The organism is Acinetobacter sp. FL (assembly GCF_040744925.1).
Classification (GTDB): Bacteria; Pseudomonadota; Gammaproteobacteria; order Pseudomonadales; family Moraxellaceae; genus Acinetobacter; species Acinetobacter radioresistens.
In genome coordinates this window covers 1,384,228-1,408,371 of sequence record NZ_CP160437.1, presented here as the reverse complement: position 1 = coordinate 1,408,371, position 24,144 = coordinate 1,384,228, and the positions used below count along the sequence as shown (strand labels likewise).

The following is a 24,144-nucleotide window of genomic DNA, read 5'->3' as shown; positions in this document are numbered from 1 at the left end:
CACCTCAGATTATGGTTTAAGCTTGATAGATTGAATCGTTAAGGTGCCACCCACAACCAGATTGGTATTGGCCAGGCTGATATCTGTCCCTATAGTCAGATCTGCTGCAGCTTCCCCTGCACCGTTATAGATCCGCGCCCAGCTTGCCGTACCTGTTTTAATGACCGTTGTTGTATCAGAGGGCTGTAATTCAATATAAGCTGCCGTAGTTTCTTTAATACAGGGCTCTGGCAGAGTCACCGTGACCAGCATCTTGGATGTATCGGCAGCAACAGCCGGACTTTCTGGCTGCTCGCCCTCATAAAAAATAACGGTAGCACTCTGGCTACCGTTATCTAAAAAGCTGGCAAAGGCTTGAATCATGGCAAGCTTTGCCTTAACTGATGTTTTACTCATTTTGGCACCACGTTATCTTGAATGACTGCGTTAAATTGCTGGTTATTATCGAATGCGGCAATAAAACAGCGCATATCTCTATTCAAACCTAAAAAGTGATAACTGCCATCGGTATTGGGCTTTTTAACTAAAATCGGCAATAAGCTAGCTTTGTCATATATCACTATTTTGGCATTCTCATATCCGCTACCTAATCTTTTAACAGAGCCTCTGATTTTACCAACCGTGTTTGACTTGCCAAGGTTTTGGTAATAATCACCGTGGAGAAAGTTTGTACTAGGCATAACTTTACGTGATATTGGTCTCATTCTAACTCCCCCAAGTAAAAGTAAAATCCACCCGTACTCGATTGGTTAACCGCCTGAATGCGTACATTATCTTTAATATACATTGATTTACCTGCGATCACAGGAGTCACCCCTTGGCTTTCGATTGGTCTACCCATGTATTTAATATGCTTTAAAGTCCCCAACAGGTATTTGTCCTCATCAAAAATGGGGATATCTAATGCTGCTATCTGGTTATTATAGTTGGTATTTCCACCTGAAAGAGAATCTGGCATAACACCATAAGACTTAACGTGATTGCTAATAATTATGCTGTTCTTGACAGTTAAAAAACTTCCTGCGTATTGATTAATGGTTAGAGGTGCACCTCCTGGTAATGCGCCAAATTGCCTTGACTGATAAGCTGGTGAGCTATCCATTGTTGCAAATAAAAACCAGTTGGTGATATCAAGGGCAGATTCATAAATACCCGCCGCAAAAACCTGCTTTTGGTATTGATTCATTGCAGATAGCATTAAGTAAAACACATCTTTATCGCCACACAGCGTAAACGTCCTATGCGCAGACCCAGGAACATTGCTTTCATAGAAATAATCATTGTAGTTTAAATCTGTAGCCCAGTACCATTTAGCCCAGCCTCGAACTACGCTATCGCCTGTGCCAGTAATCTTCCAATTCTTTTTAAAGTCACTGGTATCTAATGGCAACTGCAACTTATCAGGGTCGGTATAATCATCAATATGAGTCATATGTTCGATTAAGCCGACCATGGCATATTTGGCATACGCTGAGTTATAGCTATTCACCCCATCAGAGATGGTTTCATCTACCCGGATAAATGGATGTTGAGCACTTGGGTCTTTCGCACGATAAACTCGCTTCACATCATTTGGATCTCGAAAAATAATCTCATAACCCAGTGGTGCAAGCTTTGCAGTACCTGTAGTGGTAATTGACTTTCCAGTATGAGTTGCCTTTAAAATTAACTGATTAGCACTTGGTATACCTTTGATTCGATATTTTCCATTCAGTTCATTTGGGGCAAAGCCAGTCAATTCAATAATCTGGAATAAAAGGCATTTGTGGTCAGCATATAGATTAAGTGTAATGTCACCCTGTGCATCGATTGTAGCTGAAGTAATCGCAGTTAGAGGCAGACCATTGACCAGACAGGTATCCAGTAACCGGATCAGATCTCCCCAGTTATTATCCAATACCAGACCGTTTAAATGACTAAAAAACTGAACATCGACATCTGTCGCCATATAATTGATTCCATAAAAAAAGACCACACGAGGCGGTCTATAGAAGAGAGATACTTAATTACTCGGCATGCTTAACTCGTAGCAGGAAGAATACATAAGCCTTATTACTTCCGATCAAGGCTAAACATCACGATCTATATCACCACGCATCATGATCTGGAACTGATCTGACATCACACTCGGTTCGGACTGCTTTACGGTGCGAATCACCCAAACCGGGAAGGTTGCAGCCACTGTATTAAAGCGCAGCACGTTACCACTCACCCAGCCCTGCCCCCAGCCTTCTTTTTTAATAATGAAGTACGGCACACCGGTCACTGGATTAATTGGGGCATAGTCTGTGTTGATAGTTCCTGTACCAATCTGACCCGAATATTCACCCACACAGCGGAACGATTGATCTCCAGTAAAAACCAAGGCCCAGCGTTCCTGAATTGCACCATTATTCGTGACTGCAATTGGATATAAGGCATCATTGTAATTGGCTGAAATCGCCCCACCAGTGGCCTCATCTGACCAGACACTATTCCATGACTGCTGTACAAATTTGCCGGTAGAGCGGGCCTGCATATCGCCAATGATCAACGCTGAACCGACAATGGTATTTTCAGCATCATAATTGTGGGTCAGTGGCTTGGTGAAGGTTAGCTGGCCGTTGATCTGTACATCACGGATCAGCAGCATGTCCTGATAGCGATATTTCATTGTCAATGGTGCGGTCAGTGCATTTAAAGCAAAATCACCACCTAGCGTAAACTTGCCATAGTCATAATCCATGCTGTACATATCAAACGGTACTTTTACCCCGTCGGCATCTTCCAGCTCGGCCCATGAAATACGCTGATCTGGCAACTCATAAGTCTGGCCAGCCACATGATCCGGCAGTTCAAAGGCTTTACTGGAACTGACAATAGCAATATCACCAACCCGATAAATCGGTACCCGGCCATCGAGTGGCAGACGGGTAGCGGATAGTCCCAAGATCTCAGCATCCAGTGGAATATAAGTATAAGCCACCGCGTTATAACGTACAGTCTCCGGCGCAACCCAGACCGGTATATTGATGTAAGTTTCAGTGCCTTCCTGATACTCCAGTAATGGGTCATACCAGGGTTCACTCTCCAGCCCAGGACGGTTAGCCTCAGTAATCTTGGTTTTAGTATAAAAAAACAGATCCACAAAACCGGTATCATAATTAATCTGGCCATGTGCACGGCTGGTTTCAATGATGCCATCTTCATCAGCCTGCAATGTCAGCTGCCCAAAGTCCAGTGTGGCTACGACGACTGTTAATGAACCGGGACGCAGCGGACTGACCGGTGTTCTAAAGCTGATACGGTTGACCGGCGGCATATCTGTGGTGGTGGTTAAAGACTGCAGTGTCAGACGGTTATCGGTATTTGGTGTCCAGCTGTCGATTTCGATCTTACCAGTACCATACTGAATGCTACCGGAACTGGTGCCACTGTTATTGGCTGGATTTACATTGCGTACCAAGGTACCGGTACGGTCTAGATAAGTATCCGTACCCAGCATAAAACGCACCGCGCCGGAGAGAATCTGCTCATCAAAGCCCTGGGTCAGATCAAAGCGCAACTTGTCACCGGTAACCTGTTTAACTCCAGCACTTACGCCTGAAGTATCCCGGTATTTCACGCTGATACTGGTCGCCCGGTATGCCCCGAGCTGCACTACTTCTTCCTTAATTTGAGAAGTGGCGGGTAAATAAAATGACATATTTATGCTGCTCCATAAACCGCAGTTGGTATATAGGATTTGGTGAAAACCGAGCTGGTCGCTTCAGGAATAATTTCTACCGCACCTGTTGCATAGGTAATGGTGCCCTGTACCTTGCTCTGACTATTGACCAGATTGCCAAACTCTGCATTCACCGGAATATCAGTTAAAACTACTGTACCGATTACTGAGCCGATTTGATCAGTAACCGGCACGCTTAACTCAACACTATTGGGTTGTATTGCAGCACCGGAACCAATGGTAAATTTCAGCTTTTGATCAGCTGGCATGATATTTTCAACAGTCTGATCAAGCGGTACGCCATAGCTATAGTTGATGGTGAAGACCGTATTTTTCTGCGGCAGTTTATTTGGGACCAGGCGGCCTTGACCGGTAGCATAGTTAAAGGTACCCGTGGCATCGCCACTAAACTGGCCCAGCGTATTTGTAGTTGCAGTTTTCTGTTCGCCTTCCAGCAGCCATTTTACAGTCACGCTGCCTGAGGCTATTCCTGCCTGCTGTAAATCAAACTCGAATGCTGCCGGTTCAACCGCAAGACCTGAGCGTATAAACGTAGCCAGTGGTGTACCCCATAACAGTAAAATCGGTGTATTCACATCCGGTAAAGCCCCCGTCGTAATAGACCAGGAACCGGTCTCATAGTTGACCGCACCAGAGCCGAATGATGTACTTGCACCTTTTAATTGCCCCGATCCATCATCTTTCAGTTCATAAAACTTGCCCTGTGACATATAAGAAACTGAAAGGCTGCCCGGGGCGGGTGGTGGTACCAGCACACCAGTCCAGTTGGCACTCTGGTTCTGCTGGGTCACTGGCCGGGTTTCAGACTGGAAGTACTGGTTGGGTGCTGAAGCCGGCTTAAAGGTCATGCTTAAGTTTGCAGATCCTGCACCTGCAGCTTGTGTCCACTGGATCAGCCCGCGCTGGTAATCAATTGTTCCAACCTGGGTACCAGAAGTATTTTTAAGCAGTCCGCCCTGATCAGTGATCTGCTGTCCAAACAGGTTAAACGAGACACTCGATGGCATGACAGATGAGCCGACATACAGATTCTGAGCGGTACCAATGGTGGTCGAGTAATTTGCAGTAATAGCAGCAGTGTTACCCGGTACCAGCACCATACTTTCCCCGGCTGCGTTTACATCCACAATTGGTGTTTCAGTCTGGGCAGATGGAACCAGCTGGGCAAAGATACTTTCTGCATTTACAGTAAACTCACCGACTTTTGCAGCAGACTTGAGATTGCTGGATGCATAATACTTGCCGGTATCGGCTACGATGGTATCCCGTAAAATCGTTTCGGACTTTTCGCCGCTATACCATTGTCTTGCAGAGAGTCCGACATAATCCTGATCGAGTGGATCATTGATACTGTAGGTGGTAATTTTATATTCAACTTCCTTTCCATCGATGACCATCTTGGCAATACGGGTCTCGACTTTAGTGACGCGGACATATTGTTCATGCTGTAGTGCCTGGCCTTCTTTTGAGACCAGTACCAGCGTGCTGCCCACCGAGCTTTCGACTTCACTCAAAAACATCGCCACCTGCAGGGTTTTCATACCGGCATAATGTGTATCCAGTGGACTCCCTGCTGCCTGTCCACCCTTGGCCAGATAGTTTTCAATCCGGTTCTGGGCAGACTTGCGCTCATCAATCCACGACTTTGTACTAAACAGCAAAGCTGAGACATTGGGGTCTTTCGGGTTTTCCGAGATAAAGACCGTAGCGCCCATAAGCAGGTCTGTATCATTCGTTGTTACGGCGGGGAACAGTTTACGCAGTGACACATCACCCATGGTGCGGTCCAGCTCACTCACATCATTAAACAGGTTATTGCTCTGGCCATCTTCAATAATCTGGCCAGAGTACTTGCCGCCACCATCTTCTGTATCGCTCAGGCGCTCGGACTTATAGAGCACCAGATTTTTAGTTTCAATTGCCACTGTATAGTTCCCCCACTTCAATAAAACGTAAAGTCACGTTGTAATAGTCATCGTCAGATACAGATGGAATTCCCTTCACTGGAGCAGCTTCCAAAGCCCCGGTTTCATGGTTAAAAATCACATGAAATTCACGTCTGTCGTGCTGATACTCAAAAGCCAGAATGAATTGTTCAGATAAAGCAGACCAGGCTTGAACCGTGCGTAAATCACGGCGTTTGATCCAGCCCATCGTGTTATCTGCCGGTTCCAGCACAATTGAACGACCTGCCTTTTTACGGCCCTCCTGGATAATTAGAGAACCATCAATAGCCCGACTCTGTTTCTGCTCAATGGGCTTCCATTCAAATTCATCAGACCATAAAAAACCGTCCTCAAGCGGGACGGTTTCTGATGTAGACACTCGTATTAATTTCATTAGCTACTCTTTTTTATCCTTTCCAGTTCAGTCAGGAAATCATTAAAACTGCCCTGATTAGCCTCATCCACAGGGACATTAATTGTGCGGCCATTAATCGAGATCTGGTTGATGACAGTACGTGAAGGCTCAGCAGTTGGAGTGCTGGTTTTAGGATAGCTCACGTCCGGGGCCAGATTGTTTACATTGACTCTGGAACCAGTACTGCCCGACTTGCCTGCATACTCTTCCAGCTTTTCCAGCTGCTCGGCAATGAACATGTAGTTGCCGGTCTGTTTCTGGTTGTCGTATGCAGAGACACCATAACGCGCAGCATATTCATGAGAAGCTGAACGGTAATAACCACCTGGACCCTGTTGAGCCGTCTCGAATAGCTCTTTAGCCTTTTGCCTGGCATTACCGCTATATCCCATTTCAGTCAGCTGCTGCTCAATCTCATCAACTGAATAACCGTTTTTAGCCATGACTCCAGTTTTAGAGGCTTTAAGCTTGCCCTGCATGGCAGTAAGCGCTTCTGACCAGGCTTCAGTAGAGGATTTGGCCTCCTCTCTTGCCACCCGTCCAGCTTCACGGTAGCCATCCTTAATACCTCGTGCAGAATTTTCAATCTGGATATTCGCCTTGACCCATTCCGAAGCCGTCTGAACCACTGCTTTACCAGTATCATCAATCTGCACCTGTAACCCATGACTTGCTGCTTTTGCCTGAACAGCTGCAATCTGGGCCTTATCTCCTGTTGCCAGTGCGGCATTTAACATCTGAATATAAGCCTGCTTAATAGCTTCAGCAGTTGCCTGCCCGCTTTTACTGATAACTTCAAAACTTTTCTGGGCACTCACTGCAGCGCCATTTAATTGCTCTTTAGTTTGAATACCTAAAGCGGCAAATGCGGCTTGTACAGGATTAAGTACAGCAGGGAGCTGCCGGGCCTTTTCCTCAATTTTACTCAAGCCCAAAGCTACCTGATCACCTGCTACCAATCCCTGTTTGCCAAAAGCAATTAGAGAGCTCTTGGCATAGTCCAGTTCGGCACGAGTCTGGGCGGTATCAATTGCTTTATTTAAATTAGCTGAAAGTGCCAGTCCGGTATCAATACCCTGAGCTTTATAAGCTTCAAGATTACTAACGACCAGCTGTACATCATTGCTGGCAGATTGAAATGCAGCTGAGAAACGACCTTGAAGCTGTTCTGTACTTAGACCGGTACGATCTAATGCCGCCTTCATTACAGCTTCAGTTATCTGAGCATTCTTTTCAGCTTCCTTTGACGTTCCTGCAAAAGCAGCTCTGGCATTCGCTTCAAAAACAACCAGGTCCTTACCGTCTAGGGCTTTGCCTAAACTCCCTTGCAATTCTTCGCCCGTAATTTCCCCTTGGTTTTGCAGGAGAATTAAAGCGGTAATTGCGTCATTAATACCTTTGGTCGAATCAAACTTCATAGCCTGAGAAACTTTCTCCAAGGCTTCTTTAGCAGGTTCGCCCTTTGCAATTAATCCATCAAACTCTGTAATAAGCTTTTTGGATTGTTCGGTCAGCTGATAGGTTTTATCTTTACTCTTCTCGGCAGCTGCAGCATGTTTTTCCTTGGCCGCAGTACTTGCTTCCTGTTTCTTTCGTGATTCCTCCTCTGCTGCTGCCAGATCGCGTTCCTGCTCGGCCAACGACTTTGTACCTGTTGCCCTCGCTACAGCCCAGTCAATAAAATTAGAACCCTGTCGTAGTAGCCATTCATCAGTTGCCTTAAAACCGTCAATCATCAAATTGCTAGCGATTACGACACCGGCTGCTGCAGCACCATATGCTCCAAACCTGGATAAAACAGAAACCAATCCTGCCTTAAGGCCATTTGTTGCAGCAGTAACCCGCCCAAATACTCCTGCAGCTGCTGTATTTGCGGTTGTGCTTGCATTGGTTGCAGCAGCCAGTTCGGTTTTAGCTACTGCCGTAAGATGGGTAGCACGTGTATTGGCTGTATTTGCACCGGTATTTGCAGTCAGTGCTACGGTTTCTGTAGCGATAGCAACTTGTGCAGCCTTCGCTGCATTGGCTTTTTCCAGAAATACTGCTGCCATTCCAATAGCTTTATAAGCGATGAATGCCTGAGCTGCAGCAGTAAGGGTTGTAATAAGTGCATCAAGGTTTTGAGAAACAAATTTTAAGGCTTGGGCTACCTTGGCACTTGCTCCACTCGCTGCATCTGCTTCACCGATATAAATTGTCCAGGCTGTTTTCAGGTTCTCAATAGAAGCGCCAATCGTAGCTGGGAATTTATTAAACTCGGCAATGATCACTTCACTCTGGCTTAAAATGGCTTTGGTCACTACGGCGGTGGTCAACTGTCCCTGATTAGCCATCTCACGTAATTGGCCAGTAGTCACACCCAATCCGTCAGCCATTGCCTGTGTCAGTCGCGGTGATTGTTCAACCATGGAGTTAAACTCATCACCTCGTAGTACACCTGAACCTAACGCCTGATTAAGCTGGGTAATTGCAGCTTCATTCGCTTCTGCACTACCACCACCCACCTGAATGGCGCGGTTAATAGTTTCAGTCAGTGCTAAAGCCTGCTCTTGCGGCCACTTCATCTCCTGACCAATTTTAGTCAGCCGTGCAAACAGATCACCGGTAGCCACAAGATTAGAATTGGTTTTTATGGCTACATTTGCAACATCATCCATTGCCTGTTTTAAGTTGGCATTATCACCAATCGCAATCTGAATACGGCCAGATAGTGTTTTATACTGATCAGATACCTGTGCAATTTCCATTGCACTTGTACCAATACCCACTGCAGCCAAAACACCGGTTAAAGCATTGAAGCTATTTCTTAGGCCTTCAACCTCACTTGCCGCCCGTTGCCCAAAAGTTTCTGTATCCTTAAGCTCATGGTTTGTCTTTTCCAGAGACTGATCCAGATGATCCACCACTGGTGCTGCTTGCTGGGTCGCCCTCTTAAACTCATTCATTGAGTTTTCAGTCAGGTCCAGAGCCTGCTCCAAGCGTTCAACTTTTTGTTTAGCCTGATTCAGTTCTTCCAGGGAAATATCATGGCTGGCATTTGATAGGGCCTGCCAAGCTAATTTAGCCTCGTTCAGTTCTCTTTCTAAGGCATTAATCGCATTAGAGCCTAATTCACCAATACGCTGAACTTCACGCGTAGATACTGTTGCACCGCTTCCCATTGACTCGATAGCACGAGTTACAGTCTGCGCTTCACCTATTACGCCTGATAGATCTACTGCACTGAACTGCTGTAACTGATTAATGGTCGATTGGGTGGCATTGTCCACGCCACGCATGGCATTTACAGCAACGTCCTGATAGTAATTAAATGCACTGGATGTTTCTTTAATAGCATCTTCAATACTTAGAACACGCTGCTTGGCGATTTCAATATCTTTTAAGGTACCATCCGTACTTTGCAAACGAACCAATTCAGCCTGAGCGGCTTTTAGTGCTGAGTTAAGCTCATTAAGACCTTGCTCACCAATACTCGACATTGAGCGTAGTTCACTAGCACTGATAACCGATTTGTCACCAAGAGCTTCAATTTCCTTGGCCGCTGTAAAGAATTTAGTACCTAATATTTCCGCCAGCTGAATTGTATCACCTGGAATGGCTTCACCGATTTCAAAGCCTGCCTTATTTGCCTTGATTGCAGTATCCTGAAGTTCACTTCCTAGATTATTGATTTTGCTAGCAGCCTGATCTGCTTTCTTCTGCAAATCATCCGGAACTATTTTTCCAACATCTTTTGCAGCTTCAGTAGAAGCAGCTTTTAACTTATCAGCTTCACTTTTAATTACGGCAACAACGGCCTTTGTAATGCTTTCAGATTGTTCAACATTAGACACATAATTCTTTGTGTCAGCTTCCATTACAAGTTTAAAGGTTAATTCTTTACCGGCCATGTTCTTACTCGCAATAAAAAACCCACCGAATGGTGGGTTAGATGAAGATATTAAAAGCTCTAAAAAATGAACCGACTTAATTAGAGATTAAGTTTTATTCACACTTTATTTTCCATAAAGCATCCATTAACACTGAAGAAGTACCTGATTGTGTATCACTCTCAATTCTTACTAGTCCATCTTCAGGCATATATATGTATCGGCTGAATCCAACATATCCTCCCATTCGATTTTTAGAATTAACTTCTCCGCAATACCCTTTCTGATTCCTAAATTTTGCAGAATCAGGATCAAGCAAGCTATCTTTTACCTTAGAGACTGCAAGCTCTATCTGAGCTTTTTGCTTGTCTTGCTGAGCCTTCTGACTTGCTTCATTTTCTTTAATTCTCTGTAACTCATTACGAGCTTTTAATTCTGCAGCATCTTTTTTAGCTTGAATAGCCGCAGCTTCTTCAAGTCTGATTTTCTGTTCATGAGCTACTTTTGCTTGTTCAAGTCTTTCTGCATCAGCCTTATTACTTTGATGCATAAAATAAAAAAGACCACCTACCACCAGAATAACTGCAATAAGTACATATTTTAGATTCACAGAGTAATGCTCCTAAATCCCCCAACTACCACAGATAAAAAAGTCTGTTTCATTTTCTTACCTTATTTTGAGATATTTTTGAGCATCTTAACCGACTGGTCTAAATTATCGCAATGTGAAAAAACTTCTTTGCTCACGATGAGTCTTTTAAATCATCCAAGAATTTCTTCAAGTCTTTAGCAGATGCATGCTGAGCGGATCTCACTACACCGGTCAGTGCCGCCAGCTTGTTCCGGTAATCTTTTTGGGCTGATTTTAGATATTCACTGTAAGCGCCATAAGTCATATTCATGATTTCGGTGTGAGTATGACCAGCACTGATCAGCAACTGGAATGAGTCAAACCAGGTTGAATCATTATCTTTTGTTGCCTGCTTTTTATTACGGCGTTTAGGCTGATCTTCTTTAAAGTAAGCGCCGTTGACCTGTAGTACTGCTGATAAAACTTCTTTAAATTGCTGTTCCGATGTTGTGGCCAGATCGATCAAACTGGTTGCTGGAAGCTTAGTGGCCAACCTGCACATACCCAGCACTTCAATTGAATGAGTCTTAAAAAGTTGAGTTAAAATTTCATCTGAATAATCTTTTCCCTTTAAGAAGCCTTTTACCTTTTCGGCATGTACCGCCCATTGGTCAAAATCTTTTATATGGATCTGGTGTACTTCAACATCATTCACTGTGATAGAGCGATTAGCTGCTAGAAAAAAATCATTCATGATGGAATCTCAAAATAAAGTTCAGGAAATAAAAAAGCACCCGAAGGTGCTTTTATTCATTTAATACTATGTTTATCTCTCAGGTTTAAGGCTTAACTTCAGTAACATTGATAGGCTGATCCTTAATTAGTTCTAGAATACCCTCACCATTTTTAAAATGGATTGATACCCCTTGGCTATTTGCTAAGCGGAGCCCACTTGCTGATACGGCTCGTTTAAGTCGATAAGTTTTACCTGACTGATCACTTAGTTCTGCCGTTTCAAAGTTATCTGTAGTTCTAAGCATATATGTTTGATTATTTGGTCCAATAAACTTCAGTAGTTGCTTTTCTTCAGTAACATTGATGATCTGTTTGGGCTTTAAATTTTCTGAGGATTCGTCTGTAGTAGTATTTTTAGAAGCCTTAACCATATTAGAATTACACCCCATTAGAAATACACCTGCTGCTAGTGCCAAGAAGAGATATTTCATACTTATGTTCTCCATTTTTAATTTTTGAATTCAACATAGATGCCTAATGGTGCCCATCTTAAAAGTAAAACATCAAAACATCTGTTAATTTTTGATAATTATTCTCATTATCAGAAAAATATAGAGCAGATAAAATTAATATTTCACCCTATCCTTATGAATGTAGTAGCCAAATGTAATCTTCATATCCTGAAGTAATTTTGACTCCGTATATCCAGGGAATTTGCTTCTGTTCTCTTTGGCATGCAACTATTGTCAAAGCCAAGCTTAATATGAGAAGTATTTTATTTTGATGTTGCATTAGTAGTGGGTTTGACTGAGTCATTAAATGCTTTACTAAACAAAAGAAAAAACACCCGAAGGTGCTTTATCTGTTAGAGATTAAATGTGGGCATACCGCCACTATTTAATGAACTTCCACTATTTGGCCTATTACTCATTCTAGGATTAATTTTAGTTAATGTACTATTTTTAAAAGAACCACGCTTTAATTCATCGTGTTGGACAAACCATTCACAGCAGGAGTTCCAGACATCTCTAATTTCTGTAATAGTCATTTTAGGACCACCGGATTTTAAATAAACTACATCACCTTCCTCAAAATCACTCATAACATTGTCGCTCAATTAATGAACAATGTTTAAATATGCCAGTTTTTTTTATATTTACAAGTAATAGTAATTTATTTAATACAGGCACAAAAAAAGACGCTTATGCGCCCCTGTGCCTGTATCCTGGATTTAGTTACTCAGCTTTAAGTATCAAGCTGCTACATTAAAACGATCAATGTGGCCAAACATGCTAAGTTCAGCATCATTTACCTTGGTAATGTCAGCCAGACATTCACCTTCAATATCGTAACTAGAGAAATCTTCATTGATCAGATCAAATTCTGTTTCCGGTGAAAACTCCACACGCCATAAGGTTACGGCAACCTTATCCCCTTTATAGGTATCAACACCTTTAAAGAAGAAACGGTATTCATTGCCGATATCGTTTGCAATCGCAGTACGTGTTAATTTTCCGGCTTTACCTGACCACTTAACATCACCAGTCGGTGCAATATTAAAAATCACTGTACCGAATGCCGAATCGAGTACATAGGTACTGGCATCAATATCTGTATCAGCGCCATCTTTAAACTTAACTTCTGATAGATTACGCTCACCCAGATCAATCATAGTCCCAGCTTCAACAGTACCTAGTGAGCGATCAGCGATAGTGCTTGCAGATACTTCAGTAACTTTACCACTCATCACCATGGCAAGATTTTGCTTGGTTACCTCTTCCAGGGTGCCGCTTACAGATACTCCTGTCTGCTTTCGTAGTACTGCATCTTTCGTACGAAAACCTGTTTTTGACTCATAGTGATCGGTTGAATCCGAAGTAATTTGAAGCTGCAGGGCCGGCATACTTCCTACTGGAAACATACCTGATACTGCACCATTAATAATTTTAGCCAGGAACAGTTCACCCTGTAACGAAATAACATCTGGTTTATTTCCCATCTGCTTTTACCTCTTTTGTAGTTTTTGCTGCAGCTGGTTTCGACTCTTCAGAGGGCTTTTCTATTTCTACCTCCTTGATCGTACCTGCATCTAATTGCTGTCGGATTTCAGCATTGGTGAGTCCACCCACGAAATCCCCTTTTTTGAAACGCCCTAATGGTTGTTGGGCTACATATTGCTTTGCTGCCATGATTGGCTCCTAGATAAATCGTTCTGATTCAAATACTGCGGTGAGATATGCAAAACCTGTACTGAAGGCTTCTTTCACATCAACCAGCATCAATTCCCCACGTGCCGAGGCTGGCTTCCAGCCTGAGAGCAACTGAATAACATCTTCAAGAAGATTACCCGCCTGATCTGTTACCGCTGAACCATCTATAGACTGTGAACGGGCATTCTTACAGGCTACGGTGACCGCCCACTGCTGGCTGATCATGTTCATTTTTCCCTTGCCCGCACTATCCTTAGAGCGAATCCGCACAAAGTTGACGTGAGCTGATGGGGTTACCTGAGCCATTTCAGTCACCAGTACAGAGTTCAACGGCGTATAGATCTGCTTGAAATCCGGAATCTCCTTGAGCTTCTCGGCAATTTCTCCACGTACTGCAAAAAAGTCAGACACCTATATGCCTCCCGATAATATTAAGGATCTCTTCATCATCATCCTGATTGATGCCCAGGAAGGTACGAGAAGGGATATTGACCTGTTTCACTTTCCTGAACTGGCCACCCACTGCAAAGGTTAAGTACTCCGCCGTTTTAGGCAGAATGGTGGCACCAAAATGAAAGACATGGGCGTACATTTTGTTTGAGCCCCACTCAACACCATCAGGGCGCAGGTTGTAGTGCAATTCATTCATTAATTCACCCGTATCACGGCCTGTTTGACCATTTTGCATCTGGGCCCGCCATGACTGTTTCCATGGATTTCCATCTACATCATGCTGACCGATAAACCGGTCTTGAGTGGAATAAACTCCATAACTACCAATCTCGACAAACATATCCTCCTTTCTGCTGTCGAAATCGGCCATATGCTGCAGTACTGCCATTACGGCAGATTCATTGTCAGGACGAATTGTTATAGCAAAAGCCATACCTCCTCCTTATTTAAATGAAGGCATCTTGTCTAGCGTTTCATCACCAAACACGCCTCCTACATAACTGGTTCCGATGGGCATTGTGGTAGGCCGGCCCTTGGGCTGATCATCTACAATTTCATTGGTTGCGGTCTGAATCTGTAGATGTGCTTTCTCGTCTTGTACCCGTTCAAGAAATTTAATCGCATCCTTATAACGGTTACGTACTTCTTCAGTGGGTTGCTGGTAATAAAGCCGGTAACGGGCAATATCACAGGCCATGCGGTTCAGATTACTGGGCACATTGGGAAGAGGCAGAGGATAACGGCCACCGATATAACCGTTAATCTCTTCTGCCGCATCCTGAAGTGCTTCATTGATAGAAGCTGCTGCATCTGCATGCATCAGCTTTAGTTCTTCAATGTCATCAGCAAACCGCTTCACCATGTCTGCTTCTGTTGCGTACATAGATCACCTTACTTGGCTGCATCAGCACCCTGTTCAGCTGGCTTGTCACTGGTCTTAGACTTAGACGCTGACTTGGCCTTTTCAGGCTCAGCCACCTTTGCTTTAAGCTCAGCAATTTCCTGCTCAGCTTTAGCTTTGTCATCTGCTAAGGTTTTATTAGCCGTTGTCAGATCAGCATTAGCCTTTTCAAGCTCAGCCAGACGTGCTGCGGTACCATCTGCTTTAGGCTCTTCCGGCTCCTGATATTCTTCAATAGCCCCAGATGCTAAAAGGGCCTGAAGTTGTTTAGCTTCAAGCCCTTCTATTTCCTGACCTGGACGGAAATGTCCGATCGACTGTCTTGCAATATACTTTGGCATTGAGTTCTCCTTATACGAATCCACGACCACCCACTAAACCGTTCTTGTTGTTTGGAACAGCCAGTGGAGAGGATTCAGCGAGTAATTGAATGCTTGAAGGATTCTTTTCTTGCCATTGGCTTAAATAGAACTCTAGAGCCTGACCGAATGCTTCAACGTTTTGCAATGCACAATGTGCGATCCAGCCATTGGCATCGGCAACCAGACCAAAGAAGTCTTCAGGGATAAAGCGTTCGGTACTCCCTCCCATACTATGCTTAGCGTCATAGGTCCAGATTTCGATATTGTCCACTGTGCCTCGGAATTGTGGCTTATCAGATTGATCAAAGGTTGGAGTGAGCGGCACACTGATCCCTTTATACGGCGTAATGAATTTCTCATTAAACTCAGGATCTTTAGTTAATGTGTTGTACACCTTAGAAGTGGTTAATGCCATGATTGGTGATGTACCTGAATGTTCAACAGCCAAGTCAATCATCGCCTGAATATCCTTAACCGGTGTGGCTCCTGCTTGTCCCCATTTAATTAGAGGTGTGAAGTTACAGGCCGGGTTCCGCTCATAATCCACTTCGTACATCGGGAAATCTGCTGAGGCAAAAGTAGTCTTACCATATAGCAGTACATCACGGGCAATCAGCAGCTTCCGGTTTTCAATAGATTGACGCAGGTACAGAGCCTTTTGTGCCTGGTCGATTAACAGCAAGTCTGCATCAGACAATCGATTTGAGCCTGTAGCAATCACACCATAACGGCGTAGTTGTGAAATCAGCGCCGTATTTTGTACTTCGCTTGGCATCACCGTCATCATCGGCTTTAAATAAGCTGGTTTCACGAATTTAACGTTACCAGACTCACCTACCTTGATCTGTCGGCCAGCTGCTGTCGGAGTGACAAAAGGTGCAAGTGGGGTTGCGGTGTTCAGCTCACCTACAGGGACTTCCTTCTTGGTATAAGAAACACGCTGAGGAAAAAACCGGTCCATCAACCAGGTATCCACCTTTTGAGTAGTATCAGTCAGCAGCACCAGCTGTGGTACATCCAGCAACTCAATGGGTGCATTTTGAAATGTAAAAGTTTGACTCATGTCTTAGTTCCCCACCACTTTACGAAGTTCAATTTTATTTTTTAATCCCTGTGCCCGCACAGCATCCATCTGGCCTGTTACAAGCGCCTCACCTTTGACTGTAACAACAGCCACATCAAAGGCACCTTGTACATAGATCGGCATTTCGAGATTATGATTGGCATGGTAAGTCGACTGCTCTGCACTCATGTCTGCCAGTGCAATCGCATTCCACTCACCTACTACGTTTTCAGTTACCGTCGGGTGATCTGCTACATTGTTGGCATCGACGTATAATAAATCCCCACGTAAATAGATGACTCCTGTTTTAGGTTTGGCATTTTCGGTGCGAATACCATCGCCTACCACCAATTGATTGGTCGTAATGGTTTGAGTAATTGTTCCCATTATTTAGACTCCTGAGCTGCCGCAAATTTAGCGAATGCCTGATCCAAAGCTGATCCTTGTGGTGCTTGCCCACCCTGTCCACCAGTAGCTTGATGGCTAAACAAATGGGCAAATTTAGGATTTACACCTGGTGTTTGATGTTGCTGTCCAGCTGGTGGTGTTTGATTACCTGTCGAGAACTGTTTAAGTGTGCTGGCCATCAGCTCAAATGCATCGTCTGGCATAGCAGCGAACTTAGACTTCTCTTCGGTACTAAACTCTTTGCCCAGGTCTTTAGCCAAAGCATCGATTTCGGCATTACGTTTATCAGCGGCAAACTTTTTAATCTGTTCCTGCAAACCTGTAATGGTCTGCTCCTGCTCTTGGAGTTTTGCTTTTGCTTGTTCTAGGTCCACATCTGTGTCCTCTGGTTGGTTGAAGTTTTTGGGTGAGTGACTAGCTGCCACGGCGTTGGTATTGTCATCTGCACCTAAAGCACAAAATGACACTTCACGGATACGACCACCCCGAAAGATGGCAACAGGTGCCTGGAATGTCCTGCCATTCACAATGACTGAACCTTCTTTAACCTCTTCCACTGTGGTGGGATAAATCCGTACTGACATTTGCCATGGAAAGTCATCATCAGAGTCCTGGGCGACTTGAGTTCCGAATTCATTTGAAAGTAGATTTCCCTCAATTTTGAGGCCTTCCGTATGACTCACAGAATATGAGTTGATTGCTCCAGCTCTTTGATTGGTTCGATGCTCTAGCAATGCGGGGATACGGCCTTTGATCTGGATCGAATCAAGGTCAAACACTACCTTGTCCCAGTACCAGTGGTCAGTAATTGCTTCACCGCTATAGGCAATACCTGAGAAGGTGCGCTTCTTTTTCCCTTCCTCTGGCTTGTCTACACTGACTTGGCCAAGCTGAAAGCAATACTGATCTTGCTCCTGCTTAGCTTTTTCATTTGGATCTGGCATTTTTCATGCTCCATAAAAAAACCACCCCTAATGGAGTGGCTCAAATTAATTTCTTAAGTTTAGTTAGTTAAGGCTTTCAGTGTATAAATCATCTGGCCATTTACTATTTCACTTGAAACTACCTGAAAAGATATGCCTAAAGGAAACAGTACGCCTTGCCCTGCATTTAACTTTTCCAGATCAATACCTAAACCTTTAGCATTTTCAATCTGAATCACAATATTTGAAGCAGAACCTGCAAGCAGTAACGGCGCATCCAAGGTAATGACCTTACCTACCTCCAATAATGCAGCGTAGGCTAGTGAAGCTGATCCAGCCACTGTAGTTGCACTATTCGATGCCCACTGCCTGTAGCCTGCCTAAATCCTCCTTCAACCAGCGTTTAAGCACTTCCTCAGCCAGAGTAATAGGGGGCTGCTTTAACTGCGCCGTAAGAACTGAATCATTGCCCTGTACATAATCCAAGAAAGTACGGATCGCACTAGGTCGAATGCTTGGATCAAGTGGAATCACTGTATTGGCCACCACATCAAATAAGTCCCGGGTACTATCATCCATTGGAGCAAATAAGCTGGCCAGCTTTTTACTTGCTGTCCACTCGGCTTTGATAACTTCCTTCTGCTCCAGCAAAAACGCTTTATTCAGGTCAGAATCCAGAATCTTCTGATCTACCAGACCAGATAGATCGCCATAGGTCATTGGACTGGTACTCCACCCCATTTCCTCAGCCACTTCCGGTAGCTGATCATCTGGGGTAATACCGTATTTTTCCGCCTGCTTTTCAGTTAATGCAATCACTGTACAGCGACACATGAAGCCCCACGGCGGGTAATACATGAGCCAGAACGGATCATCGATATGACGGATAATCCGGTTTAATGCCAGGTGACTTGGACGGACCCGGCTATCATCGATAGCTGAATACATCAGGTATGGTCGTTTATCTCTATTGCGTTGCTGCTGTTGCCAGCGTCCCATGACTATACGCCGTCTGAATATTGGTCCTAAAAACATTCTTGAGATAAGGCTCACTTAGCTTAATCTCATGTTCAGGCGACCAGTTTCTTAAACTGCAGCGCCATTTAATTGCTCTTTAGTTTGAATACCTAAAGCGGCAAATGCGGCTTGTACAGGATTAAGTACAGCAGGGAGCTGCCGGGCCTTTTCCTCAATTTTACTCAAGCCCAAAGCTACCTGATCACCTGCTACCAATCCCTGTTTGCCAAAAGCAATTAGAGAGCTCTTGGCATAGTCCAGTTCGGCACGAGTCTGGGCGGTATCAATTGCTTTATTTAAATTAGCTGAAAGTGCCAGTCCGGTATCAATACCCTGAGCTTTATAAGCTTCAAGATTACTAACGACCAGCTGTACATCATTGCTGGCAGATTGAAATGCAGCTGAGAAACGACCTTGAAGCTGTTCTGTACTTAGACCGGTACGATCTAATGCCGCCTTCATTACAGCTTCAGTTATCTGAGCATTCTTTTCAGCTTCCTTTGACGTTCCTGCAAAAGCAGCTCTGGCATTCGCTTCAAAAACAACCAGGTCCTTACCGTCTAGGGCTTTGCCTAAACTCCCTTGCAATTCTTCGCCCGTAATTTCCCCTTGGTTTTGCAGGAGAATTAAAGCGGTAATTGCGTCATTAATACCTTTGGTCGAATCAAACTTCATAGCCTGAGAAACTTTCTCCAAGGCTTCTTTAGCAGGTTCGCCCTTTGCAATTAATCCATCAAACTCTGTAATAAGCTTTTTGGATTGTTCGGTCAGCTGATAGGTTTTATCTTTACTCTTCTCGGCAGCTGCAGCATGTTTTTCCTTGGCCGCAGTACTTGCTTCCTGTTTCTTTCGTGATTCCTCCTCTGCTGCTGCCAGATCGCGTTCCTGCTCGGCCAACGACTTTGTACCTGTTGCCCTCGCTACAGCCCAGTCAATAAAATTAGAACCCTGTCGTAGTAGCCATTCATCAGTTGCCTTAAAACCGTCAATCATCAAATTGCTAGCGATTACGACACCGGCTGCTGCAGCACCATATGCTCCAAACCTGGATAAAACAGAAACCAATCCTGCCTTAAGGCCATTTGTTGCAGCAGTAACCCGCCCAAATACTCCTGCAGCTGCTGTATTTGCGGTTGTGCTTGCATTGGTTGCAGCAGCCAGTTCGGTTTTAGCTACTGCCGTAAGATGGGTAGCACGTGTATTGGCTGTATTTGCACCGGTATTTGCAGTCAGTGCTACGGTTTCTGTAGCGATAGCAACTTGTGCAGCCTTCGCTGCATTGGCTTTTTCCAGAAATACTGCTGCCATTCCAATAGCTTTATAAGCGATGAATGCCTGAGCTGCAGCAGTAAGGGTTGTAATAAGTGCATCAAGGTTTTGAGAAACAAATTTTAAGGCTTGGGCTACCTTGGCACTTGCTCCACTCGCTGCATCTGCTTCACCGATATAAATTGTCCAGGCTGTTTTCAGGTTCTCAATAGAAGCGCCAATCGTAGCTGGGAATTTATTAAACTCGGCAATGATCACTTCACTCTGGCTTAAAATGGCTTTGGTCACTACGGCGGTGGTCAACTGTCCCTGATTAGCCATCTCACGTAATTGGCCAGTAGTCACACCCAATCCGTCAGCCATTGCCTGTGTCAGTCGCGGTGATTGTTCAACCATGGAGTTAAACTCATCACCTCGTAGTACACCTGAACCTAACGCCTGATTAAGCTGGGTAATTGCAGCTTCATTCGCTTCTGCACTACCACCACCCACCTGAATGGCGCGGTTAATAGTTTCAGTCAGTGCTAAAGCCTGCTCTTGCGGCCACTTCATCTCCTGACCAATTTTAGTCAGCCGTGCAAACAGATCACCGGTAGCCACAAGATTAGAATTGGTTTTTATGGCTACATTTGCAACATCATCCATTGCCTGTTTTAAGTTGGCATTATCACCAATCGCAATCTGAATACGGCCAGATAGTGTTTTATACTGATCAGATACCTGTGCAATTTCCATTGCACTTGTACCAATACCCACTGCAGCCAAAACACCGGTTAAAGCATTGAAGCTATTTCTTAGGCCTTCAACCTCACTTGCCGCCCGTTGCCCAAAAGTTTCTGTATCCTTAAGCTCATGGTTTGTCTTTTCCAGAGACTGATCCAGATGATCCACCACTGGTGCTGCTTGCTGGGTCGCCCTCTTAAACTCATTCATTGAGTTTTCAGTCAGGTCCAGAGCCTGCTCCAAGCGTTCAACTTTTTGTTTAGCCTGATTCAGTTCTTCCAGGGAAATATCATGGCTGGCATTTGATAGGGCCTGCCAAGCTAATTTAGCCTCGTTCAGTTCTCTTTCTAAGGCATTAATCGCATTAGAGCCTAATTCACCAATACGCTGAACTTCACGCGTAGATACTGTTGCACCGCTTCCCATTGACTCGATAGCACGAGTTACAGTCTGCGCTTCACCTATTACGCCTGATAGATCTACTGCACTGAACTGCTGTAACTGATTAATGGTCGATTGGGTGGCATTGTCCACGCCACGCATGGCATTTACAGCAACGTCCTGATAGTAATTAAATGCACTGGATGTTTCTTTAATAGCATCTTCAATACTTAGAACACGCTGCTTGGCGATTTCAATATCTTTTAAGGTACCATCCGTACTTTGCAAACGAACCAATTCAGCCTGAGCGGCTTTTAGTGCTGAGTTAAGCTCATTAAGACCTTGCTCACCAATACTCGACATTGAGCGTAGTTCACTAGCACTGATAACCGATTTGTCACCAAGAGCTTCAATTTCCTTGGCCGCTGTAAAGAATTTAGTACCTAATATTTCCGCCAGCTGAATTGTATCACCTGGAATGGCTTCACCGATTTCAAAGCCTGCCTTATTTGCCTTGATTGCAGTATCCTGAAGTTCACTTCCTAGATTATTGATTTTGCTAGCAGCCTGATCTGCTTTCTTCTGCAAATCATCCGGAACTATTTTTCCAACATCTTTTGCAGCTTCAGTAGAAGCAGCTTTTAACTTATCAGCTTCACTTTTAATTACGGCAACAACGGCCTTTGTAATGCTTTCAGATTGTTCAACATTAGACACATAATTCTTTGTGTCAGCTTCCATTACAAGTTTAAAGGTTAATTCTTTACCGGCCATGTTCTTACTCGCAATAAAAAACCCACCGAATGGTGGGTTAGATGAAGATATTAAAAGCTCTAAAAAATGAACCGACTTAATTAGAGATTAAGTTTTATTCACACTTTATTTTCCATAAAGCATCCATTAACACTGAAGAAGTACCTGATTGTGTATCACTCTCAATTCTTACTAGTCCATCTTCAGGCATATATATGTATCGGCTGAATCCAACATATCCTCCCATTCGATTTTTAGAATTAACTTCTCCGCAATACCCTTTCTGATTCCTAAATTTTGCAGAATCAGGATCAAGCAAGCTATCTTTTACCTTAGAGACTGCAAGCTCTATCTGAGCTTTTTGCTTGTCTTGCTGAGCCTTCTGACTTGCTTCATTTTCTTTAATTCTCTGTAACTCATTACGAGCTTTTAATTCTGCAGCATCTTTTTTAGCTTGAATAGCCGCAGCTTCTTCAAGTCTGATTTTCTGTTCATGAGCTACTTTTGCTTGTTCAAGTCTTTCTGCATCAGCCTTATTACTTTGATGCATAAAATAAAAAAGACCACCTACCACCAGAATAACTGCAATAAGTACATATTTTAGATTCACAGAGTAATGCTCCTAAATCCCCCAACTACCACAGATAAAAAAGTCTGTTTCATTTTCTTACCTTATTTTGAGATATTTTTGAGCATCTTAACCGACTGGTCTAAATTATCGCAATGTGAAAAAACTTCTTTGCTCACGATGAGTCTTTTAAATCATCCAAGAATTTCTTCAAGTCTTTAGCAGATGCATGCTGAGCGGATCTCACTACACCGGTCAGTGCCGCCAGCTTGTTCCGGTAATCTTTTTGGGCTGATTTTAGATATTCACTGTAAGCGCCATAAGTCATATTCATGATTTCGGTGTGAGTATGACCAGCACTGATCAGCAACTGGAATGAGTCAAACCAGGTTGAATCATTATCTTTTGTTGCCTGCTTTTTATTACGGCGTTTAGGCTGATCTTCTTTAAAGTAAGCGCCGTTGACCTGTAGTACTGCTGATAAAACTTCTTTAAATTGCTGTTCCGATGTTGTGGCCAGATCGATCAAACTGGTTGCTGGAAGCTTAGTGGCCAACCTGCACATACCCAGCACTTCAATTGAATGAGTCTTAAAAAGTTGAGTTAAAATTTCATCTGAATAATCTTTTCCCTTTAAGAAGCCTTTTACCTTTTCGGCATGTACCGCCCATTGGTCAAAATCTTTTATATGGATCTGGTGTACTTCAACATCATTCACTGTGATAGAGCGATTAGCTGCTAGAAAAAAATCATTCATGATGGAATCTCAAAATAAAGTTCAGGAAATAAAAAAGCACCCGAAGGTGCTTTTATTCATTTAATACTATGTTTATCTCTCAGGTTTAAGGCTTAACTTCAGTAACATTGATAGGCTGATCCTTAATTAGTTCTAGAATACCCTCACCATTTTTAAAATGGATTGATACCCCTTGGCTATTTGCTAAGCGGAGCCCACTTGCTGATACGGCTCGTTTAAGTCGATAAGTTTTACCTGACTGATCACTTAGTTCTGCCGTTTCAAAGTTATCTGTAGTTCTAAGCATATATGTTTGATTATTTGGTCCAATAAACTTCAGTAGTTGCTTTTCTTCAGTAACATTGATGATCTGTTTGGGCTTTAAATTTTCTGAGGATTCGTCTGTAGTAGTATTTTTAGAAGCCTTAACCATATTAGAATTACACCCCATTAGAAATACACCTGCTGCTAGTGCCAAGAAGAGATATTTCATACTTATGTTCTCCATTTTTAATTTTTGAATTCAACATAGATGCCTAATGGTGCCCATCTTAAAAGTAAAACATCAAAACATCTGTTAATTTTTGATAATTATTCTCATTATCAGAAAAATATAGAGCAGATAAAATTAATATTTCACCCTATCCTTATGAATGTAGTAGCCAAATGTAATCTTCATATCCTGAAGTAATTTTGACTCCGTATATCCAGGGAATTTGCTTCTGTTCTCTTTGGCATGCAACTATTGTCAAAGCCAAGCTTAATATGAGAAGTATTTTATTTTGATGTTGCATTAGTAGTGGGTTTGACTGAGTCATTAAATGCTTTACTAAACAAAAGAAAAAACACCCGAAGGTGCTTTATCTGTTAGAGATTAAATGTGGGCATACCGCCACTATTTAATGAACTTCCACTATTTGGCCTATTACTCATTCTAGGATTAATTTTAGTTAATGTACTATTTTTAAAAGAACCACGCTTTAATTCATCGTGTTGGACAAACCATTCACAGCAGGAGTTCCAGACATCTCTAATTTCTGTAATAGTCATTTTAGGACCACCGGATTTTAAATAAACTACATCACCTTCCTCAAAATCACTCATAACATTGTCG

25 protein-coding genes and 1 pseudogene are annotated in these 24,144 nt (G+C 43.4%); all 26 read right to left on the bottom strand.

What is annotated here, in order from left to right; genetic code table 11:
* Positions 1–9 precede the first annotated feature (9 nt).
* A complete protein-coding gene (locus tag ABZP31_RS06595) occupies positions 10–396 on the bottom strand; it encodes a hypothetical protein (RefSeq protein ID WP_248135594.1) in 387 nt (128 codons plus the stop codon).
* The gene (locus ABZP31_RS06590; protein WP_248135597.1) at positions 393–704 is read right to left on the bottom strand and encodes a hypothetical protein; all 312 of its coding nucleotides are present in this window, start codon (positions 702–704) and stop codon (positions 393–395) included. Before ABZP31_RS06590 ends, ABZP31_RS06595 begins: the two co-directional genes overlap by 4 nt.
* A complete protein-coding gene (locus tag ABZP31_RS06585; protein ID WP_262475501.1) occupies positions 701–1,948 on the bottom strand; it encodes a hypothetical protein in 1,248 nt (415 codons plus the stop codon). Before ABZP31_RS06585 ends, ABZP31_RS06590 begins: the two co-directional genes overlap by 4 nt.
* A 120-nt stretch (positions 1,949–2,068) precedes the next feature.
* The gene (locus ABZP31_RS06580; RefSeq protein WP_367156942.1) at positions 2,069–3,685 is read right to left on the bottom strand and encodes a hypothetical protein; all 1,617 of its coding nucleotides are present in this window, start codon (positions 3,683–3,685) and stop codon (positions 2,069–2,071) included.
* Positions 3,686–3,687: 2 nt separating this feature from the next.
* Positions 3,688–5,652, bottom strand: a complete 1,965-nt coding sequence (locus tag ABZP31_RS06575; protein WP_367156941.1) for a hypothetical protein — start codon at positions 5,650–5,652, stop codon at positions 3,688–3,690.
* Positions 5,642–6,067 carry a hypothetical protein gene (locus ABZP31_RS06570; RefSeq protein WP_034670945.1) on the bottom strand — a complete coding sequence of 142 codons (426 nt, stop codon included), beginning with the start codon at positions 6,065–6,067 and terminating at the stop codon, positions 5,642–5,644. The genes ABZP31_RS06575 and ABZP31_RS06570 overlap by 11 nt, the downstream gene beginning before the upstream one ends.
* Positions 6,067–9,978 carry a tape measure protein gene (locus ABZP31_RS06565; protein ID WP_367156940.1) on the bottom strand — a complete coding sequence of 1,304 codons (3,912 nt, stop codon included), beginning with the start codon at positions 9,976–9,978 and terminating at the stop codon, positions 6,067–6,069. Before ABZP31_RS06565 ends, ABZP31_RS06570 begins: the two co-directional genes overlap by 1 nt.
* A 94-nt stretch (positions 9,979–10,072) precedes the next feature.
* On the bottom strand, positions 10,073–10,567 hold the full coding sequence (locus tag ABZP31_RS06560; protein WP_248135544.1) for a hypothetical protein: 495 nt from the start codon (positions 10,565–10,567) through the stop codon (positions 10,073–10,075).
* Between the two features lie 133 nt (positions 10,568–10,700).
* A complete protein-coding gene (locus ABZP31_RS06555; RefSeq protein WP_248135543.1) occupies positions 10,701–11,282 on the bottom strand; it encodes a hypothetical protein in 582 nt (193 codons plus the stop codon).
* An 85-nt stretch (positions 11,283–11,367) separates the two neighbouring features.
* Positions 11,368–11,754: a hypothetical protein gene (locus ABZP31_RS06550; protein WP_248135542.1), complete on the bottom strand. Its 387-nt coding sequence runs from the start codon at positions 11,752–11,754 to the stop codon at positions 11,368–11,370.
* A gap of 374 nt (positions 11,755–12,128) precedes the next feature.
* A complete protein-coding gene (locus ABZP31_RS06545) occupies positions 12,129–12,365 on the bottom strand; it encodes a DUF2158 domain-containing protein (protein WP_248135541.1) in 237 nt (78 codons plus the stop codon).
* A 150-nt stretch (positions 12,366–12,515) separates the two neighbouring features.
* A complete protein-coding gene (locus ABZP31_RS06540; RefSeq protein WP_119878795.1) occupies positions 12,516–13,262 on the bottom strand; it encodes a hypothetical protein in 747 nt (248 codons plus the stop codon).
* Positions 13,252–13,452 (bottom strand): hypothetical protein, encoded by a 201-nt coding sequence (locus ABZP31_RS06535; RefSeq protein ID WP_248135540.1) that lies wholly within the window; start codon positions 13,450–13,452, stop codon positions 13,252–13,254. Before ABZP31_RS06535 ends, ABZP31_RS06540 begins: the two co-directional genes overlap by 11 nt.
* A 9-nt stretch (positions 13,453–13,461) precedes the next feature.
* Positions 13,462–13,884, bottom strand: coding sequence for a hypothetical protein (locus ABZP31_RS06530; protein ID WP_262475516.1), 423 nt, complete (start codon positions 13,882–13,884; stop codon positions 13,462–13,464).
* The gene (locus tag ABZP31_RS06525; protein WP_248135522.1) at positions 13,877–14,359 is read right to left on the bottom strand and encodes a phage virion morphogenesis protein; all 483 of its coding nucleotides are present in this window, start codon (positions 14,357–14,359) and stop codon (positions 13,877–13,879) included. Before ABZP31_RS06525 ends, ABZP31_RS06530 begins: the two co-directional genes overlap by 8 nt.
* Before the next feature lie 9 nt (positions 14,360–14,368).
* A complete protein-coding gene (locus ABZP31_RS06520; RefSeq protein WP_005026825.1) occupies positions 14,369–14,809 on the bottom strand; it encodes a DUF1320 domain-containing protein in 441 nt (146 codons plus the stop codon).
* Positions 14,810–14,817: 8 nt separating this feature from the next.
* Positions 14,818–15,168 (bottom strand): hypothetical protein, encoded by a 351-nt coding sequence (locus tag ABZP31_RS06515; RefSeq protein ID WP_248135524.1) that lies wholly within the window; start codon positions 15,166–15,168, stop codon positions 14,818–14,820.
* A gap of 10 nt (positions 15,169–15,178) precedes the next feature.
* Positions 15,179–16,252, bottom strand: a complete 1,074-nt coding sequence (locus tag ABZP31_RS06510) for a major capsid protein (protein WP_034675345.1) — start codon at positions 16,250–16,252, stop codon at positions 15,179–15,181.
* A 3-nt stretch (positions 16,253–16,255) separates the two neighbouring features.
* The gene (locus tag ABZP31_RS06505; RefSeq protein WP_248135526.1) at positions 16,256–16,639 is read right to left on the bottom strand and encodes a hypothetical protein; all 384 of its coding nucleotides are present in this window, start codon (positions 16,637–16,639) and stop codon (positions 16,256–16,258) included.
* Positions 16,639–17,604 carry a hypothetical protein gene (locus ABZP31_RS06500; RefSeq protein ID WP_151828953.1) on the bottom strand — a complete coding sequence of 322 codons (966 nt, stop codon included), beginning with the start codon at positions 17,602–17,604 and terminating at the stop codon, positions 16,639–16,641. Before ABZP31_RS06500 ends, ABZP31_RS06505 begins: the two co-directional genes overlap by 1 nt.
* A 59-nt stretch (positions 17,605–17,663) precedes the next feature.
* A pseudogene (locus ABZP31_RS06495) lies at positions 17,664–18,655 on the bottom strand (phage minor head protein); the annotation flags it as partial.
* 14 nt (positions 18,656–18,669) lie between these two features.
* Positions 18,670–21,747 (bottom strand): tape measure protein, encoded by a 3,078-nt coding sequence (locus ABZP31_RS06490; RefSeq protein ID WP_367156939.1) that lies wholly within the window; start codon positions 21,745–21,747, stop codon positions 18,670–18,672.
* A gap of 94 nt (positions 21,748–21,841) precedes the next feature.
* A complete protein-coding gene (locus tag ABZP31_RS06485; RefSeq protein WP_248135544.1) occupies positions 21,842–22,336 on the bottom strand; it encodes a hypothetical protein in 495 nt (164 codons plus the stop codon).
* A gap of 133 nt (positions 22,337–22,469) precedes the next feature.
* Positions 22,470–23,051: a hypothetical protein gene (locus ABZP31_RS06480; protein WP_248135543.1), complete on the bottom strand. Its 582-nt coding sequence runs from the start codon at positions 23,049–23,051 to the stop codon at positions 22,470–22,472.
* An 85-nt stretch (positions 23,052–23,136) separates the two neighbouring features.
* On the bottom strand, positions 23,137–23,523 hold the full coding sequence (locus ABZP31_RS06475) for a hypothetical protein (protein WP_248135542.1): 387 nt from the start codon (positions 23,521–23,523) through the stop codon (positions 23,137–23,139).
* Positions 23,524–23,897: 374 nt separating this feature from the next.
* Positions 23,898–24,134, bottom strand: coding sequence for a DUF2158 domain-containing protein (locus ABZP31_RS06470; RefSeq protein ID WP_248135541.1), 237 nt, complete (start codon positions 24,132–24,134; stop codon positions 23,898–23,900).
* Between the last annotated feature and the right edge of the window lie 10 nt (positions 24,135–24,144).

What these genes read in the sequence shown, in the direction of transcription:
- ABZP31_RS06475 (WP_248135542.1), bottom strand. Translation starts at nt 23,523, where the DNA reads ATGAAATATCTCTTCTTGGCACTAGCAGCAGGTGTATTTCTAATGGGG.
- ABZP31_RS06585 (WP_262475501.1), bottom strand. Translation starts at nt 1,948, where the DNA reads ATGGCGACAGATGTCGATGTTCAGTTTTTTAGTCATTTAAACGGTCTG.
- ABZP31_RS06520 (WP_005026825.1), bottom strand. Translation starts at nt 14,809, where the DNA reads ATGTACGCAACAGAAGCAGACATGGTGAAGCGGTTTGCTGATGACATT.
- ABZP31_RS06535 (WP_248135540.1), bottom strand. Translation starts at nt 13,452, where the DNA reads ATGGCAGCAAAGCAATATGTAGCCCAACAACCATTAGGGCGTTTCAAA.
- ABZP31_RS06565 (WP_367156940.1), bottom strand. Translation starts at nt 9,978, where the DNA reads ATGGCCGGTAAAGAATTAACCTTTAAACTTGTAATGGAAGCTGACACA.
- ABZP31_RS06550 (WP_248135542.1), bottom strand. Translation starts at nt 11,754, where the DNA reads ATGAAATATCTCTTCTTGGCACTAGCAGCAGGTGTATTTCTAATGGGG.
- ABZP31_RS06545 (WP_248135541.1), bottom strand. Translation starts at nt 12,365, where the DNA reads ATGAGTGATTTTGAGGAAGGTGATGTAGTTTATTTAAAATCCGGTGGT.
- ABZP31_RS06505 (WP_248135526.1), bottom strand. Translation starts at nt 16,639, where the DNA reads ATGGGAACAATTACTCAAACCATTACGACCAATCAATTGGTGGTAGGC.
- ABZP31_RS06470 (WP_248135541.1), bottom strand. Translation starts at nt 24,134, where the DNA reads ATGAGTGATTTTGAGGAAGGTGATGTAGTTTATTTAAAATCCGGTGGT.
- ABZP31_RS06480 (WP_248135543.1), bottom strand. Translation starts at nt 23,051, where the DNA reads ATGAATGATTTTTTTCTAGCAGCTAATCGCTCTATCACAGTGAATGAT.
- ABZP31_RS06590 (WP_248135597.1), bottom strand. Translation starts at nt 704, where the DNA reads ATGAGACCAATATCACGTAAAGTTATGCCTAGTACAAACTTTCTCCAC.
- ABZP31_RS06540 (WP_119878795.1), bottom strand. Translation starts at nt 13,262, where the DNA reads ATGGGAAATAAACCAGATGTTATTTCGTTACAGGGTGAACTGTTCCTG.
- ABZP31_RS06515 (WP_248135524.1), bottom strand. Translation starts at nt 15,168, where the DNA reads ATGCCAAAGTATATTGCAAGACAGTCGATCGGACATTTCCGTCCAGGT.
- ABZP31_RS06580 (WP_367156942.1), bottom strand. Translation starts at nt 3,685, where the DNA reads ATGTCATTTTATTTACCCGCCACTTCTCAAATTAAGGAAGAAGTAGTG.
- ABZP31_RS06510 (WP_034675345.1), bottom strand. Translation starts at nt 16,252, where the DNA reads ATGAGTCAAACTTTTACATTTCAAAATGCACCCATTGAGTTGCTGGAT.
- ABZP31_RS06490 (WP_367156939.1), bottom strand. Translation starts at nt 21,747, where the DNA reads ATGGCCGGTAAAGAATTAACCTTTAAACTTGTAATGGAAGCTGACACA.
- ABZP31_RS06595 (WP_248135594.1), bottom strand. Translation starts at nt 396, where the DNA reads ATGAGTAAAACATCAGTTAAGGCAAAGCTTGCCATGATTCAAGCCTTT.
- ABZP31_RS06500 (WP_151828953.1), bottom strand. Translation starts at nt 17,604, where the DNA reads ATGCCAGATCCAAATGAAAAAGCTAAGCAGGAGCAAGATCAGTATTGC.
- ABZP31_RS06570 (WP_034670945.1), bottom strand. Translation starts at nt 6,067, where the DNA reads ATGAAATTAATACGAGTGTCTACATCAGAAACCGTCCCGCTTGAGGAC.
- ABZP31_RS06555 (WP_248135543.1), bottom strand. Translation starts at nt 11,282, where the DNA reads ATGAATGATTTTTTTCTAGCAGCTAATCGCTCTATCACAGTGAATGAT.
- ABZP31_RS06525 (WP_248135522.1), bottom strand. Translation starts at nt 14,359, where the DNA reads ATGGCTTTTGCTATAACAATTCGTCCTGACAATGAATCTGCCGTAATG.